The organism is Mycolicibacterium parafortuitum, from assembly GCF_010725485.1.
Taxonomy (GTDB): domain Bacteria; phylum Actinomycetota; class Actinomycetes; order Mycobacteriales; family Mycobacteriaceae; genus Mycobacterium.
Map to the genome: position 1 here is coordinate 1,411,339 of NZ_AP022598.1, position 15,256 is coordinate 1,426,594.

At 69.2% G+C, this 15,256-nt stretch carries 14 protein-coding genes and 1 pseudogene; 5 read left to right on the forward strand and 10 right to left on the reverse strand.

Translation table 11 applies throughout. The features are described 5' to 3' along the window. The first annotated feature begins 45 nt into the window (after nucleotides 1-45). Complete coding sequence (locus NTM_RS06615) at nucleotides 46-1,332, forward strand: MFS transporter (protein ID WP_163765842.1); 1,287 nt, start codon at nucleotides 46-48, stop codon at nucleotides 1,330-1,332. Between the two features lie 206 nt (nucleotides 1,333-1,538). Further along, a pseudogene (locus tag NTM_RS06620) lies at nucleotides 1,539-1,727 on the forward strand (Rho termination factor N-terminal domain-containing protein); the annotation flags it as partial. Here the strand turns inward: NTM_RS06620 and NTM_RS06625 are convergent. Then, the gene (locus NTM_RS06625) at nucleotides 1,724-1,993 is read right to left on the reverse strand and encodes a YdeI/OmpD-associated family protein (protein WP_083142717.1); all 270 of its coding nucleotides are present in this window, start codon (nucleotides 1,991-1,993) and stop codon (nucleotides 1,724-1,726) included. The pseudogene NTM_RS06620 and the gene NTM_RS06625 sit on opposite strands and share 4 nt — an antisense overlap. Before the next feature lie 83 nt (nucleotides 1,994-2,076). Between NTM_RS06625 and NTM_RS06630 the strand changes: the two genes are divergently transcribed. Together NTM_RS06630 and NTM_RS06635 are read left to right on the forward strand one after the other, a co-directional pair. Next, nucleotides 2,077-3,954, forward strand: a complete 1,878-nt coding sequence (locus tag NTM_RS06630) for an alpha/beta hydrolase (RefSeq protein WP_163765844.1) — start codon at nucleotides 2,077-2,079, stop codon at nucleotides 3,952-3,954. Between the two features lie 7 nt (nucleotides 3,955-3,961). Beyond that, entirely contained in the window at nucleotides 3,962-4,516 is a 555-nt protein-coding gene (locus NTM_RS06635) for a lipoprotein LppJ family protein (RefSeq protein ID WP_232079634.1), read from the forward strand. A 1-nt stretch (nucleotide 4,517) separates the two neighbouring features. Here the strand turns inward: NTM_RS06635 and NTM_RS06640 are convergent, their stop codons facing one another. From NTM_RS06640 to NTM_RS06660, 5 genes are read right to left on the reverse strand one after another with little or no spacing between them, the layout of a single operon-like run. Further along, on the reverse strand, nucleotides 4,518-5,381 hold the full coding sequence (locus tag NTM_RS06640; protein WP_163765845.1) for a polysaccharide deacetylase family protein: 864 nt from the start codon (nucleotides 5,379-5,381) through the stop codon (nucleotides 4,518-4,520). Next, nucleotides 5,381-6,364 (reverse strand): agmatinase, encoded by a 984-nt coding sequence (speB, locus tag NTM_RS06645; RefSeq protein ID WP_179963899.1) that lies wholly within the window; start codon nucleotides 6,362-6,364, stop codon nucleotides 5,381-5,383. Before speB ends, NTM_RS06640 begins: the two co-directional genes overlap by 1 nt. Beyond that, nucleotides 6,361-7,125, reverse strand: coding sequence for an SDR family NAD(P)-dependent oxidoreductase (locus NTM_RS06650; protein WP_104864400.1), 765 nt, complete (start codon nucleotides 7,123-7,125; stop codon nucleotides 6,361-6,363). The genes speB and NTM_RS06650 overlap by 4 nt, the downstream gene beginning before the upstream one ends. Further along, entirely contained in the window at nucleotides 7,122-7,811 is a 690-nt protein-coding gene (locus NTM_RS06655) for an SDR family NAD(P)-dependent oxidoreductase (protein ID WP_104864401.1), read from the reverse strand. The genes NTM_RS06650 and NTM_RS06655 overlap by 4 nt, the downstream gene beginning before the upstream one ends. Next, nucleotides 7,804-9,249, reverse strand: a complete 1,446-nt coding sequence (locus NTM_RS06660; RefSeq protein WP_163765846.1) for an APC family permease — start codon at nucleotides 9,247-9,249, stop codon at nucleotides 7,804-7,806. The genes NTM_RS06655 and NTM_RS06660 overlap by 8 nt, the downstream gene beginning before the upstream one ends. A 142-nt stretch (nucleotides 9,250-9,391) precedes the next feature. Between NTM_RS06660 and NTM_RS06665 the strand changes: the two genes are divergently transcribed. Next, nucleotides 9,392-10,768: a PucR family transcriptional regulator gene (locus tag NTM_RS06665; RefSeq protein WP_104864403.1), complete on the forward strand. Its 1,377-nt coding sequence runs from the start codon at nucleotides 9,392-9,394 to the stop codon at nucleotides 10,766-10,768. A 24-nt stretch (nucleotides 10,769-10,792) separates the two neighbouring features. On the opposite strand, the gene NTM_RS06670 is transcribed toward NTM_RS06665, so the two are convergent. From NTM_RS06670 to NTM_RS06685, 4 genes are read right to left on the reverse strand one after another with little or no spacing between them, the layout of a single operon-like run. Next, nucleotides 10,793-11,557, reverse strand: a complete 765-nt coding sequence (locus tag NTM_RS06670; RefSeq protein ID WP_104864404.1) for an SDR family oxidoreductase — start codon at nucleotides 11,555-11,557, stop codon at nucleotides 10,793-10,795. A 14-nt stretch (nucleotides 11,558-11,571) separates the two neighbouring features. After that, on the reverse strand, nucleotides 11,572-12,621 hold the full coding sequence (locus tag NTM_RS06675) for a substrate-binding domain-containing protein (RefSeq protein ID WP_104864405.1): 1,050 nt from the start codon (nucleotides 12,619-12,621) through the stop codon (nucleotides 11,572-11,574). A gap of 55 nt (nucleotides 12,622-12,676) precedes the next feature. Beyond that, nucleotides 12,677-13,711 (reverse strand): ABC transporter permease, encoded by a 1,035-nt coding sequence (locus NTM_RS06680; protein WP_104864406.1) that lies wholly within the window; start codon nucleotides 13,709-13,711, stop codon nucleotides 12,677-12,679. Further along, on the reverse strand, nucleotides 13,708-15,255 hold the full coding sequence (locus tag NTM_RS06685) for a sugar ABC transporter ATP-binding protein (RefSeq protein WP_104864407.1): 1,548 nt from the start codon (nucleotides 15,253-15,255) through the stop codon (nucleotides 13,708-13,710). The genes NTM_RS06680 and NTM_RS06685 overlap by 4 nt, the downstream gene beginning before the upstream one ends. Nucleotide 15,256: the final 1 nt, after the last annotated feature.

Here is a 15,256-nt window from a genome sequence, read left to right on the forward strand (position 1 = left end):
GACTTGCCACTGTCCGGTGGCCGCCCGGCACGCCATAGTCGAACGGTGACCGTCACCGCACGTGCTCCGCACCGGGCTGCCCGCCTGCATTGGGCCTGGGTGGTGGCGGCGGTCAGTTTCGTCGCGCTGCTCGGCGCAGCCGGGTTCCGTTCAGTGCCCGGCGTGATGATGAACCCACTGCACGCCGAATTCGGGTGGTCGCACGGCACGGTGGGCCTGGCCATGTCGGTGAACATGACGCTGTTCGGGCTCACCGCGCCGTTCGCCGCGGCGCTGATGGACCGCTTCGGGGTCCGTCCGGTCCTGACCGTCGCGCTCGGCATGATCGCGGCCGGAAGCGCGTTGAGCGCGCTGATGACCGCCAGCTGGCAGCTGGTGCTGCTGTGGGGGGTGCTCGTCGGCACCGGTACCGGGGCCATCTCGATGGGGTTCGTCGCGACCATCACCACGCGGTGGTTCGAGGCCCGGCGCGGGCTGGTGACCGGTGTACTGACCGCAGCCAGCGCCACCGGTCAGCTGATCTTCCTGCCCGTGGTGGCGGCGGTGACGACACAGTACGGCTGGCGATGGGCCTCCCTGCTGGTGGCCGGTGCCGCGCTGGCGGTGATCCCGCCGGTGCTGCTGCTGATGCGGAACTGGCCTCAGGACAAGGGACTCGGCCGGTACGGCATGGAACCCGGAGTCGACACCGGACCGGTTCCGCGGCCGCCGGGCAGCAGCTTCACGGCTGCGTTCTCGGGTCTGCTGCTGGGGGCGCGCGTACCCGCCTTCTGGCTGCTGGCGGGCAGCTTCGCGATCTGCGGGATGACCACCAACGGCCTTATCGGCACGCACTTCATCCCCGCGGCCAACGACCACGGCATGCCCACCACGGTGGCCGCAGGGCTACTGGCTGTCGTCGGCATCCTCGATGTGGCGGGCACGGTGTTCTCCGGCTGGCTGACCGACCGGGTGGATCCTCGCGTGCTGCTGGTCATCTACTACACAGGCCGGGGCCTGTCGCTGGTCGCGCTGCCCGCGCTGCTTTCCCCGCAGGCCGAGCCGGGCACCTGGGTGTTCATCATCTTCTACGGGCTGGACTGGGTGGCTACGGTGCCGCCGACGATTGCGCTGTGCCGCCACTACTTCGGTGCCCAGGCGCCGATCGTGTTCGGCTGGGTGTTCGCCTCGCATCAACTCGGCGCGGCGGTGGCCGCCGCGGGTGCGGGCTGGCTGCGGGACATGCACGGCGACTACGACATGGCGTTCTATCTGGCCGCGGGCCTGTGCGCGATCGCGGCACTGCTGTGCCTGTCGGTGCGCAAGGTCGACCACCCCGCTGCAATGGATTGAGCACGCGTGCTGAGTAATTCATCCACGTGCGATGCGACCGGCCCGTCCGCGGGCTGACACTTCGGAGCGGACGTCCCCGTCTGTCGAGAGGCAGTTCGCCGATGCCGGGGCGGATCCTCAACCGAGGCGATTGGGCCTGCGGCCAGCACTCGCTTGGCTGAGAATCGCGACATTCGCGTGCTGCAGGGTTGACATCCCGCGCGATGCGCAGCGAAAGCGGCGGACCGAACCCGTCCGGTGAGAGCGCCGAGGGCGTCGACGCCAACTCGACGAAGAAGCACCTCGCCGACGTCGCGCGCCGGCTCGAGATCCCCGGCCGGTCGACGATGACCAAGGCCGAACTCGTCGACGCGATCGTGAAAGCGAACCGGCGGGAGACCGCGCGCAACCGTTAGGGCTTGCCCGTGCGCTCGCGGTGCTTGCAACCGGGCCAGCAGCACGGCCTGCGCATACCCTCTTCGAGTTCCTCCTGGGTGCGCCGGATCCGTCGCTCCCGCGTCTTGTCCTGCTTGGCGTCCTCCACCCAGCAGATGAACTCGTTGCGCGCCAGCGGGGTGATGTCCTTCCACGCCGCCAGCGCGGTCGCGTTCCCGACGAGTGCGCTGCGCAGGTCGGCGGGCAGCTTGTGGACCACCCCGCCGGGGACCCGTTCGCCGCTCATCCGCCCAGGGTAACGCCGGTGCCGCCGTCTGAGGTGCCGCACCGAGTCACCGATGTGCAACGATCGGTTGCGGAGGAGGGACCATGACCGTGTCGGTGTCGACGGTGCGGGATTCGCAACCGGACCGCCTGGTCGAGGCCGCCGACGCGATGGGCCGCAGGTACGCGACGCTGAAGACGATCGCCGCCGGCGAGCGCGAGACGCTGTCCTTTCTGTCGGGCCGCTGGTCCGGTGACGCCGCGCAGGCCGCACTCGATGCGGGACTCAAGGATGTCGCGCATCAGGACCGGATCGCGATGCGGCTCGGGCACCTGGAGTCCGCACTGCGCAACGGCGGGTTGCAGATGGGCGCGCTGCGCCAGGGTCTGCTGGATCTGGTGGCCTCGACCGAACGGTTCGGATTCTCGGTCTCCGACGACGGCACCGTCACCGCCCAGCAGTGGCTGATCGGCCCGCTGCTCGACGGCATCGCCGAGAACCTGACCCGGTTCCTGCAGAAGATGCTGCAGTTGTTCACCGACCTCGACGAGAACACCGCCGCGGCGATCGACCAGGCGGCCGGGGTCGACATCCCGAATCCGCCCGTGCAGATCGGCGGGCAGCAGATGCGGCTGCCGTCCCCGGACACCGACCCCGGCGAGGTCAAGCAGTGGTGGGATTCGCTGACCGACGCGCAGCGCCAGGAACTCATCGTCGAGCATCCGCCGATGCTGGGCAATCTCAACGGGATTCCCGCCGAGGTGCGTGATCAGGTCAACGTCGCGGTGATGGACGACGACCTCGACCGGGTCGAGAACGTCGCCGCCCGGCAAGGCGTCGCCCCCGGTCAGGTCACCGCCGACCCGGCCCGCTACGGACTCTCGCCCTCCGACGTCACGCGCTACCAGAACGCCAGGCGCACCCAGGAGGGCCTGGTGCACCAGATGACCGGCGAGAACGAACTCACGGGCCCCGGCGGCGAGGTCCGCCGCTACAGCGACATCACCGACCGGGAGCGCGCCGACAAGAACTGGCGCCCGACCATGCTGTGGGCCTACGACCCGCAGGCGTTCGACGGGAAGGGCCGCGCGGCGGTCACGATCGGCAACCCGGACAGAGCCGTCAACACCGCGGTGATCGTCCCGGGCACCAGCGCCAGCGTCCGCGACGGGTGGCTGTCCGACAACCACAACGACGCCATCAACCTCTACACCCAGTCCCTGCTCGCCGATCCCCAAAACCCGACCGCGGTGATGTCCTGGATGGGCTACAACACCCCGGAGAGCTTCACCGACCCGAACATCGCCACCGCCGGCCTGGCCCGCACCGGCGGCGATGCGCTGGCCTGGGATGTCAACAGCCTCAAGGTGACTCACGACCCCGGCGTGAGCCAGCATGTCACCGTCGCCGGACACTCGTACGGGTCGACCACCGTCGCGGACGCGTTCGCCAACAGCGGGATGCGGGCCGACAACGCGATCCTGCTCGGCAGCCCGGGCACCGACGTCGCGCAGAGCGCAGCGGATTTCGGCGTCGACGGCGGCCAGGTGTACATCGGTGACGCGTCGACCGACCCGGTCGGCTGGCTGGGCCAGCTGGGAAACACCCTGCCCGGCGAGATCAACGACAGCCTCGGTTCGATGGTCGGTCCGACCGCCGGCCTCGGCGCTGACCCGGCGTTCGAGGATTTCGGCGCGACGCGCTTCCGCGCCGAGGTGCCCGGCGCCGACATGATCGACCCCGGGGACCACTCGTACTACTACACCCCGGGCAGCGAATCCCTGCGCAGCATGGCCGAGATCGTCACCGGCAACGGCGACCGGCTCGGCGACCTGGACCTGCTCGCCCAGCCGCGCACCGAGATGACGGTGTCCACCCCGCGTGAGGTCGACCTGCCGGTCCTCGGCGAGGTGCCACTCCCCCACGTCGAGGTCGAGACACCGGTGATCTACGACCCCGAATTCAACAGGCCGGGAAGGTGATTCGACAGTGACCGTACCCCTGACCCTGTCCCTGACCCTCGCGGCCTGCCGTCGCGCCGCGGCCGTGCTCGCCGCACTGACCGCACTGGCGGCCCCGATAGGAGGATGCTCGCAGATGTCCGCTCAGAACGATCCGAAGGTGAGCCCGCTGTCCGACGAGGAGTCGCGCGCACAGGTGGTCGACGCCGCCAGGGAGATCGTGCACGCAGCCGGCCTCGACATCACCTACGCGAATCTGCAGTGGGAATGGTGCAACGACCAGGGCGAACCGCCGTTCCGCACCAAGGTCGAGCTCGCGTTCGTCGTCCCGCCCGGCGGCACCGGGCAGGCGGCCGGCACCGAGATCGCGACGGCCGTTGCCGCGCAACCGGGTTGGGAACCCGGTCCGCCTCCCGGCCAGCATTCGGCCGGCGACGTCGTGCACAAGGGCAACGTGTGGGCCACCGTCGGGCCCGGCAACAATCCCGACCGCGGCGCCGTCGTGGTGTTCGGCGAATGCCGCAACATGAACGACCACCGTGACACCGGCGGCGTGGAGATCACCGACGAGATCCGCGGCTGACCTAGCGCGGGACGTCGGGCGGGGTGATCGAGCGCTGCGGCAGCCCCAGTGTCCGAACGTGTTCGGCGATCTGCTCCAGCGAGGCCACCCACACGTCGTCGTGCTCGAGCACGTACCGCATCAAGGCCCCCAGCTCGGCGGCGCGGGACGCCCGGCCGGTCAGGAACGGATGATTGGTCAGCACCCAGCAGCCGCCGACACCGCGAAGCGCGTCGAACTCCAGCTGCCACAGTTCCCGTGCCTTGCGGGGGCTTTCGATCAGCCCGCTCCCGGAGATGTCGGGTAGGTAGCAGTACTGCTCCCAGTCGTCGAGCGCCCACTGGATCGGGATCTCGACCAGCGACTGGTCCGCACCGGGTCTGATCGACAGCTCGTAGGGGTGGTCGGCGTCCATCAGGCTGGAGTCGTACAGAAAACCCCGCTCGGCCAGCAGCGCCGGGGTACGCCACGACAGGTCCCACATCGGGGCGCGGTATCCGACCGGCCGCACTCCGGCGACGTCGGCCAGCGCCGCAAGCCCGCGGTCGAGCGCGTCGATCTCCTCCTCGAGCGTCAGCGCGGTCGGCTGCTCGTGCAGATACCCGTGGTGGGCGATCTCGTGACCGGCCGCGACGATGCTGCGCACCGCAACCGGGTAGCGGTCGGCGGTATGCCCCGGAACGAAGAACGTCGACCGGATCTGGTGCTGCTCAAGGAGATCCAGAATGCGCGGGATTCCGACCAGCGGGCCGTAGGCCTGGTGGCTCATCACACTCATCCGGGCACCGACGGCCTCGTTGCCCCACAGCACCGCCGACTCGGCGTCCACGTCGAACGTGAACGCCGCGGCGGCGGACTTCCCGTCGGGCCAGCGCACCTGCTCCATCAGATGACCATAAGGCTGATCAGCTCGTAGACCAGGTTCGCCGCGGCCACCGCGGTCACCTCGGCGTGGTCGTAGGACGGCGCCACCTCGACGACGTCGGCGCCGACGATGTTCAGCGCGCGCATCGCGCGCAGCACCGCGACCAGCTCCCGGCTCGTCATACCACCGATCTCGGGGGTTCCGGTGCCCGGCGCGAACGCCGGGTCCAGCACATCGATGTCGATCGACACGTAGACCGGATGGTCGCCGACACGCTCGAGCACCCGCTCGATCACACCGTCGACGCCGATGCGGTCGATGTCGCGGCAGTGCACCGCGGTGAAGCCGAGTTCGGCGTCGTCGAGCAGGTCGGCCGCGTCGTACAGCGACCCCCGGATCCCGACGTGCGCCGAATGTCCCTTCACGATCAGACCCTGTTCCGACGCGCGGCGGAACGGGGTGCCGTGGGTGCATGGCGCCCCGAAGTAGGTGTCCCAGGTGTCGAGGTGAGCGTCGAAGTGCACCAACGCCACCGGGCCGTGCAGCTCATTGGCCGCCTGCAGCGCGGGCAGCGCGATGGTGTGGTCGCCGCCGAGCAGCACGAACCGCTGACCCGGGGTGCCGACGTGGTCGAGGATGCCGGCCTTGATCTGCTTCACGGCGGCGTCGATGTCGAACGGGTTGGCCGCGATGTCGCCGGCGTCGACGACCTGCGCGGAGGCGAACGGTGTCACCTCCAGCGCCGGGTTGTACGGCTTGAGAAGGCGCGACGCCTGCCGGATCGCGGCGGGCCCGAACCGCGCACCGGGACGGTAGGTGACGCCGCTGTCGAACGGCACGCCGATCACCGCGATGTCGTGGCCGTCCACCTCGTGGAGCTGTGGCAGCCGTGCGAACGTGCCGAACCCGGCGTAGCGCGGCACCTGCTGGGCGTCGATCTGGCCGAGCACGCCGGACTCCGAACGGATCCGCGGGTCGATCTGCACTGGATACTCCTTGCTCATACTCGGGTTCGGGTTGATCCGCCGTTACACGAGATCACTTGCCCCACAATTGCTTCCACACTGAAGTCGGCGAGCAGTTCGACCGCGGCGGAGACCTCGTCGGCGCTGCCGATGCGCGCCAGCGGGATCGCCTCGGCGTACCTGCGGTGGATCTCGTCCAGAGCGACACCGGCCGCGTCGGCGTCCACCTGCAACTGCGGGGTGTCGATCACGCCGGGGGCGACCGCGTTGACGATGATGTGCTCACGCGCCAGTTCGCGGCCGAGGGTCTTGACCAGCGAGATCAACCCGGCCTTCGACGCGGCGTACGCGGTGGCCTCCGGCCAGCCGGTGACGCCCCATTCGCTGGAGATCACCACGATGCGGCCCGCACCGTTTTCGCGCATGTACGGCAGCGCGCTCTGGATCAGGTGGAAGGTGCCACCGAGGTTGGTGTCCACCACCTTCCACCAGTCGGCGTCGTCGTGCTCCAGCAGCGGCGCCATCGTCATGTACGCGTGGTTGGCGACCAGCACGTCCAACCGTCCGGCGATGGCCGCGACGTGCGCCGCGATGGTCCGGCACTGGTCGGGGTCGGAAACGTCGCCGGCGGCGGTGAATCCGCCGATCTCGGTGGCCAGCGCGGTCAGCGCGTCGCTGGGCTCGCGGTCGTTGACCGCGACCGTCGCTCCGGCGTGAGCGAGCCGGCGTGCGTGGGCGGCGCCCATGCCCTGTGCCGCACCGGTCACCAGTGCCACGCGGCCGCGCAGATCGGTACTCAAATCACCGCTCCCGAGTTCACGTTCACGACGTCGCCGGTGCTGAATGTGGCGTCGCAGACCAGGTATTCGACGCAGCGGGCCACCTCCGCCGGGGTGGTGAGCCGGCGCAGCGGCAGCGTCTGCAGGTATTCGTCTGCGCGCCAGGGCGAGTCGGGGGCCAGCAGCGGGGTATCGGTGGGTCCGGGGGCGACCGCATTGATCCGAACCCCGCTGCCGGCTGTCTCCGCGGCGAGGCTACGCACGAATCCGAGGATCGCGCCCTTCGCCGCCGCATAGTGGGCGTCTTCGTCACCGCCGCCGACGGCAAGCTCGCTGGCCACCGCTACCAGCGATCCGCGCGTCGCGGTCAGGTCCGGCAGCGTCGCACGCGCGACGTTGACCAGGCCGCCGAGGTGCACCCGCAGCATCCGCCGCCACGCGTGCTCGCTGATGTCGGACACCGGCGCCATCTCGTAGTAGCCGGCCGAGGTCACCACGGCGTCGAACGTTCCGAGCTCGGCACGCAGCTTCGCGACCGCGCGGGCCACCGCGTCGGCGTCGGAAACGTCGGCGGCGGCGCTGTTCTCGGCGGCGCCGGGGTTCAGGTCCAGGCATCCGACCCGGTAGCCACGGGCGGTGAGTGCGTCGACCACCGCGGCGCCGATACCGCTGGCGCCGCCGGTGACCAACGCGACCTTGTCAGTCATCGGCCGGTACGGGCTCGTCCTGAGGCGCGGAGATCCGGGATTTCACGCTCGCGTACAGGGCCGCGCCGATGACGCCCAGCACCGCGACACCGATCCACACCGACCAGTCCAGGTAGCGCTGCTCGAAAGCCACACGCGGCCAGGCGATGTTGAGGAACTGCAGCACCGCCCACACCACGGCGACGACGGCCACCGGCATCGTCGCGCCGCGTAGCGAGAACGCACCGGGCTTCCACGCCTTGCGCAGCAGCACCACCAGGAAGCCCACCAGCGGGAACAGGAAGGCCAGGTAGAAGCCGCCCGCGGTGAAGTTCACCATCAGCGAGTAGATGTCGCCGGCGACGATGCTCAGCAGGAACAGCGCGGCGCCGATGACGGTGGTGACCAGGATCGCGACCACCGGGATGCGGGCCTTGCCGCGCAACTGGACCAGCGTGGCGGCGGCGGGCAGCGCACCGTCGCGGGCGTAGGCCCAGATGACGCGCGACGCGGAGGTCTGCAGCGCCAGGAAGCTGGCCAGGAAGCCGATCACGAACATCACCTGGACCGGCTTGGCGATGCCCGCACCGAGTGCGGTGGTCAGGGTGTCGTACACCGGGTCGGCGACGGCGCCTTCGGCCACCGCGTCCAGGTCGGGGATGGCCAGGATGATCGCCAGCGCCGAGTAGCCGACGACGAGTGCGATGAACGCGATCGAGAACAGCACGGCCTTGGGCAGGTCGCGGCGCGGGTTGTGCACTTCCTCGGCGATCGAGCCGGCGCTCTCGAAGCCGACGAACGACCAGCCGATGAACGCGACCGCGAGCAGGAACGGGCCGCCGAGGTAGGCGCCGAGGTCGAGGTCGGCGCCGCCGCCCTCGAACAGCACCGACAGCGAGTTGTGCCGGTGGAACACCAGCAGCCAGGTGCCGAGCACGACGGAGCCGATGATCTCGGCGATGATGCTGCCGATCATGAAGATCTTCAGGGCCTGGCGCCCGACCAGGTTGACCGCCGTGCCGCAGAGCAGGATCACCAGCGCGATCAGCGCGAGCGTGCCACCCGAGGGCTCCTCGATCCCGACGATGTTGGCGACGAAGCCCGCCGCTCCGAGCGCGACGGTCGCCATCGCGATGACCAGGGTCCACATGTAGACCCAGCCGGCGAACCAGCCGTAGGTGCTACCGAGCAGCCGGCGCGACCACTGGTAGATCGAGCCCTCCAGCGGCCACCGCGACACCAGGGTCGCGAACACCAGCGCCACCAGGAACTGTCCGGCGAAGACCAGCGCGAAGCCCCACCAGAAGCTGGGGCCGGCCGCCGAGAGGGCGAGGCCGAAGATTCCGTAGAGGGCGACGATGGGCGAGATGAACGCGAACGCGAAGGCGAACGCCGATCCCAGCGAGAACTCCCGGCGCAACTGAGGCTGCTGCTCAGCCGGGCTGACCAATGACGACATGGCTGGAACTATCGACGCCGGGGTGAGGTGACGCCAGCCGTGACGGTGAAGACGCCAGAATCGCACCGTCGCGGGGGTGCGCAATTGGACGATCGCACAACGGAGGCGCGCCGGCGTGTGACGCCCGCGTTACGCTCGCGGGGTGTCGGAGGAGCGTGCGGAGTCGGTCGCCCCGACACTGCGCGATTTGCTGGAGACCGCCGGGTTGGGGTTGTCGGTCCCCGGCGGCAGCGGCCAGGATCTGGGCCGGACCATCAGCTGGGTGCACACGACCGAGATGCCGGATCCGTCGCGGTATCTGCGCGGCGGGGAGTTGGTGTGCACGGTCGGCATCAGCCTGAACAGTGAGCGTGACTGCACGACGTTCGTCGACGCGCTGGTTTCCGCGGGGGCTGCGGGGGTGTGTTTCGGCGTCGGCGACGGACATGACACCGTGCCTGCCGCGCTGCTGCAGCGGTGCAGGCACAAGGACCTACCGGTGCTGGTGGCGCCGCCGTCGGTGCCGTTCAGTGTGATCAGCCGGTTCGTCGCGGAGTTCCGGCTCGGCCACGAGATCGCTGTGGCGCGGGCAACGAACGCGCTGGTCCCGGAACTGTTGATGTCGCTGCGCCGGCACGACTCGCCCCGGCAACTGCTGGACGCGGCGGGTCAGGTGCTGGGGTGCTACTTCCTTCTTGAGCCCGACGACAGCCGTGAGCCCGATGGCAGCGCGGACGACACCGGGGTGACGGTCCCGGTGCCGGGGATGGGCACGCTGGTGTGGATGGGCCGGGGTGAGCGGCCGGAGTCGGCGCTGCTGGACCTGATCGCCCGGTTCGTACGTGCTGCGCAGGGTGAGCGCGACATCGAGGCGGCGCTGACCCGGGAGCGGGTCGGGCAGCTGCTCTCGCTGGTGGAGCGCCGGATGCTGCTGCCGGACGCGTTGAGCCAGTTGGTGGAGTGGCCCGGGTTCGGTGCGGAGATCGCGTGCTCGGCGTGGCCGGCCGGTGCGGGCGCGCTGTTGTCGATCTCGTTCCCGGACGCGTTGATCGGGGATGCCCCGGATCTGTGCCTGATGCTGACGGTCGGCGCCGCCGAGGTGACCGACGACCTGGCGCTGCCGACGGGGCATTCGGCGCCGGTGCCGCTGCCCGACCTCGGGTCGGCGATCGCGCAGGCGCGCATCGCGCTGGGCTTGGCCGAACACCGCGGGGGCCGGGTGGGGCCTGATCAGCTCAGCACGTTGGAGAGCCTGCTGGAGCAGTTGCCGCTGGCGCAGCTCGCGCCGTTCCGGCAGCTGTTGATCGACCCGCTCGCGGAGCTGGACAGCTCGCGCGGCACCCAGCACGTCCGGACGCTGCGGACGTTCGTCGCGTGCAACGCCTCGCTGAGCGAAACGGCCAAGGAGCTGTTCCTGCACACCAACACGGTGCGCCACCGACTGTCCCGCATCCAGGAGATCACCGGCCGAGACCCGTTGCAGCACAACGACTTGACGGCGTTCGTGATCGGGATGTGGGCGGCCGAGCGGGCCGAGTGAGCGGGCGCTCGCGCGCCCGCTCACCTAACGGATGGTGTACCCGCCGTCGATCAGCAGATCCGCGCCGTTGACCATGCCGGCCGCACCGGAGGCCAGATACACCGCCGCCGCGGCGATCTCGTCCGGATAGGCGAACCGCCCGGTCGGGATGAGCTTCTTCATCTCTTCCCCCCGCGGACCGTCCCACGCCTTGCGGCCGAGCTCGGTGAGCACCACCGTCGGCGAGATGGTGTTGACCCGCACCCCGCGCGGACCCCACTCGGAGGCGAGCACCTTGGTCACCCCCAGCACACCGAACTTCGACGCGCAGTAGGCGACGTGCTGATCGAGTGCCACGGTGCCGGCCTGGGATGCCAGGTTGACGATGGCCCCGCCCCCGGCCTCCAGCATCGCGGCCCCGACCGCCTGACACATCAGGAACGTGCCCTTCAGGTTCACGTCGATGGTCGCGTCCCACGCCTTCTCCGACAGTTCCTCCGCCGGGGCCAGCGCCACGATGCCCGCGCAGTTGACCAGGATGTCGATCCGGCCGAACGTCTCCAGCACCGCGCCGACGACGGTCCGGACCGAATCGGGATCCGCTACGTCGCAACGGAATCCGTGACTGTCGCCGGGCAGGGCGCGGGCCGCCTCGACGGCGCCGGCCTCGTCGAGGTCGACGACGGCGACGCGAGCGCCCTTACCGGCGTAGGCCGCGGCGATGGCCGCCCCGATGCCGGCGGCTGCGCCGGTCACCAGGGCGACCTTGTCGTCGAGGCGGAAGTTGAAATCGACCTCTGTCACCGACATGTTCGATCGTTCGCTCAAGGCTGCTTCTGACCCGGAATGCCCTCGTAGGCGATGTCGCCGGTCTCGAGGTTCTTCGTGATCAGGTCGCTGAGCCCGTCGAGGAACTGCTGCCTACCGGTGACCACGTGCTCGATCGCGACGTCGACGTTCTCCGGGGTGATGGCGGGCATGATGTAGACGGGCTTGGTGTCGACCTCTTCGCCCTTGACCAACGCGTTGGCCACCGCCAGCCCCGTCGCGAGTTCCACGGTGCCGTTCTGCAGCGAGGTGCCGATGAACTCGCCACTCTTGACCGCGTTGAGCCCGTCCTCGATACCGTCGATGCCGACGATCGGCACGCCCGTCCGGCCGGCCTCCTTGAGTGCCTGCAGCGCGCCCAGACCCATGTCGTCGTTCTGCGCGACCACCCCGTCGATCTGCGGACCGAACCCGGAGATCCAGTTCTTCATCTTGTTGACCGCCTCGTCCCGCTTCCAGTTCGCGGTGTCCTTGGCGAGCACCTTGATATCGGGATACTTGGCCAGGGTCTGCTCGATGCCCTTGCTGCGGTCGAGTTCACCGGACTGTCCGAGCGGGCCCTGCAAGATGACGATGTTGCCCCTGCCGCCGAGTCGGTCGGCCATCATCTGCATCTCCTGTGCCCCGGCGGCCACGTCGTCCGGCTGCACGCTGGCAGCGACGTCGGGGCTGTTGAGCGCCGCGTTGACCGGGATGAGCGGAATTCCCTTGGCCTTCGCCGCAGCGACCTGCGGCCCGAGGGAATCGGCCTGCACCGGAACCACGATGATCGCGTCCACACCCTGGTTCATCATCGAGTCCACCTGGCTGGCCTGGGTGGAGACGTCGAGATTGGCGGAGTTCCAGACCAATTCGATGTTGTTGTCCTTCGCGTAGGCCTCCATGCCCTCTTTGCCCGCGGTGATGAACGAGCTCATGTCGTACACCGTGACGCCGATCCGGGACGCGTCGCTGCCCGCGCCGGGGTCACCGGCGCCGCAGGCGGTCATCGTCAGGCCCAGCGCGGTGGCGGATGCGACCGCGAACATCTTTGTGCCCAGTCTCATATGTCTTCTCTTTCAGTGGTGGGGATGGGATCAACGCGGACGCCGGGTGCGCCCGTCACGTTCTTCGGCGGGAGGACCACACGTCGACGGCGACCGCGGCCACGATCAGCACGCCCTTGATGACGTCCTGCCAGTAGGCGGGCACGACCAGGATGTCCAGTCCGTTGTTCAGCGTCTGGATCATCAACAGGCCCAGTGCGGTTCCCCAGATCGACCCGCGCCCGCCCATCAGGCTCGCGCCGCCGATCACGACCGCGGCGATCGCGTCGAGTTCGTAACCCTGCCCCAGGTTCGGCGGTCCCGAGATGACGCGCGAGGCCAGCATGACGCCCGACAGCCCGGCCAGCAGGCCGGAGATCGCGTAGACGCTGAAGAGCACGTTCTTGGCGTTGATGCCGGCGATCTCGGCGGCGACGCGATTGCCGCCGACCGCGTAGACCCGCATGCCGTAGGTGGTGCGCTTCATGATGACGGCCAGCGCGACGATGGCGACGATCATCAGCAGCACCGGCACCTGCAGTCCGAGGATCTTGGTGTTGGCGATGGAACCGAACTCGGCGGGCAGCCCGTTGATCGGTGCGCCGCCGCCGATCACATAGGCCAGGCCGGAGCCCGCGGTCAGGGTGCCCAGTGTCGCGATGAACGGTGGAACGTTGAGGCGCGACACCAGGAACCCGTTCACGCATCCCACCGACAGACCCACCAGCATGGCGACGAGCACGCTCAGCCAGACCTGGCCGGGGTTGGCCTTGGCCGTGGCCGCGGCGGCCATCGCCGACACCGCGATGACGCTGCCCACCGACAGGTCGATGCCGCCGGTCAGGATGACCAGCGTCTGCCCGAGGGCGATCAGCGCGAACGGAGCCGCGGCCACCAGGATCGTGACGAGGTTGTCGACCGTGCCGAAACGTGCACTGCGGTAACTGAAATAGGCGATGACAAGCAGCATCACCAGCACCATCGCGTATCGCAGCGCCATCCCGGCGAACCACTCGCGCGAGAACAGCCGCACCGGTTCGCCGGTGACCGGCGATGCCACACTCGGTGCCCGGGAGGACGCGGTGTCCTCCCCGTCAAGCCTGGTGGTCACGATACGGCCTCCTGATCTGTGGAAACTGACGAAGTCTGCGGGGTGGGGTCGAGCGCGGTCGCAAGCCGGAAGACCGACTCCTGCACGGCGGGGTGGTCGAGTGCATCCCGGTCCAACTCACCGACCAGCCGCCCCTCCCTCATGACGAAGGCCCGGTGTGACAGGCCGACCACCTCGGGCATGTCCGACGACGCCATCAACACGGCCATACCGCGGGCGGCCAGCTCGGTGATGATCCGGTAGATCTCGCTGCGCGCACCGACGTCGACCCCGCGGGTGGGTTCGTCGAGCAGCAGCACGTTGACGTCCCCGGTCAGCCACCGCGCCAGCACGACCTTCTGCTGATTGCCGCCCGAGAGCGTGCCGACCTCCTGGCTGAGACCACGGCTGCGCAGCTGCACCGAGCTCGTCGCCTTCTCGACCGCCGTGTTGCGGGCCTTGCCGCGCAGCCAGCCTGCCACCGAGAACGCCGACATCCGCGGAAGTGTCGCGTTGTCCAGCACACTCATCGACAGCACCGCACCGGAGTGCTTGCGGTCCTCGGGGACCATCGCCATCCCCGCCGTGATCGCGGCGGCCGGCTGGTTCCGTCTGAGGCGTTGCCCGCGGACGGTCACGCTGCCACCGGTGCTGTGCCGGGCTCCGAAGATCGCCTCCAGCAGTTCGGTGCGACCGGCGCCGACGAGCCCGGCCAGCCCGACGATCTCGCCTGCTCTGACCGTGAACGACACCGGCCCGGAGGCACCGTCGACGTGCAGGTCGGAGACCTCGAGCACCGGTTCGTCGCCGGGGTCGGACCGGTCGGGGAACAGGGTGTCGAGTTCACGGCCGATCATCGCGGTGACGATCTCGTCGTCGGAGACATCGTCGATCGCCTTGTCCAGGGTCAGCCCACCGTCGCGCAGTACCACCACCCGGTCTGCGATGGCGCGGATCTCGGCCATCTTGTGCGTCGTGTAGACCATCGCCACCCCGTGGTCGCGCATCTGACGCACGATCCGGTAGAGGCCTTCGACCTCGCGCTCGGAGATCGCCGAGGTGGGTTCGTCGAGCATCACCACCTGAGCGCCGGTGCGGGCCGCCTTGACGATCTCGACGATCTGTCGCAGACCGACCGGAAGGCTACCCATCCTCGCGGTCGGGGAGATCGCGACGTCGAACACGGCCAGCGTCTCCCTGGCCTCGGCGATCATCGCGCGCCGGTTCAGGAACGGACCGCGCGTCAACTCCCGCCCCACGAAAAGGTTTTCGTAGACCGTCATGTCCTCGATCGACGCCAGCTCCTGCGGGACGATCGCCACGCCGTGCCGGACTGCGTCGCGGGTGTTCCCGGAGGCCAGCGTCTTCCCGTGCACCGACACGGTGCCCGAATCGGCGGCGTACTGGCCGGAGACGATCTTCATCAATGTGGACTTACCCGCACCGTTCTCGCCCGCCAGCGCGGTCACCGTTCCCGGTTCCAGGTGCAGGGTGACCCCCTGCAGTACCGGCACACCGCCGAAACTCTTTCTGATGCCCGAACATTCGAGCAGTGCCTCGGCCATC

Coding starts and splice junctions, on each gene's coding strand:
- NTM_RS06625 (WP_083142717.1), bottom strand. CDS start 1,993: ATGAGCGGCGAACGGGTCCCCGGCGGGGTGGTCCACAAGCTGCCCGCC.
- NTM_RS06630 (WP_163765844.1), top strand. CDS start 2,077: ATGACCGTGTCGGTGTCGACGGTGCGGGATTCGCAACCGGACCGCCTG.
- NTM_RS06640 (WP_163765845.1), bottom strand. CDS start 5,381: ATGGAGCAGGTGCGCTGGCCCGACGGGAAGTCCGCCGCCGCGGCGTTC.
- speB (WP_179963899.1), bottom strand. CDS start 6,364: ATGAGCAAGGAGTATCCAGTGCAGATCGACCCGCGGATCCGTTCGGAG.
- NTM_RS06655 (WP_104864401.1), bottom strand. CDS start 7,811: ATGACTGACAAGGTCGCGTTGGTCACCGGCGGCGCCAGCGGTATCGGC.
- NTM_RS06660 (WP_163765846.1), bottom strand. CDS start 9,249: ATGTCGTCATTGGTCAGCCCGGCTGAGCAGCAGCCTCAGTTGCGCCGG.
- NTM_RS06670 (WP_104864404.1), bottom strand. CDS start 11,557: ATGTCGGTGACAGAGGTCGATTTCAACTTCCGCCTCGACGACAAGGTC.
- NTM_RS06675 (WP_104864405.1), bottom strand. CDS start 12,621: ATGAGACTGGGCACAAAGATGTTCGCGGTCGCATCCGCCACCGCGCTG.
- NTM_RS06685 (WP_104864407.1), bottom strand. CDS start 15,255: ATGGCCGAGGCACTGCTCGAATGTTCGGGCATCAGAAAGAGTTTCGGC.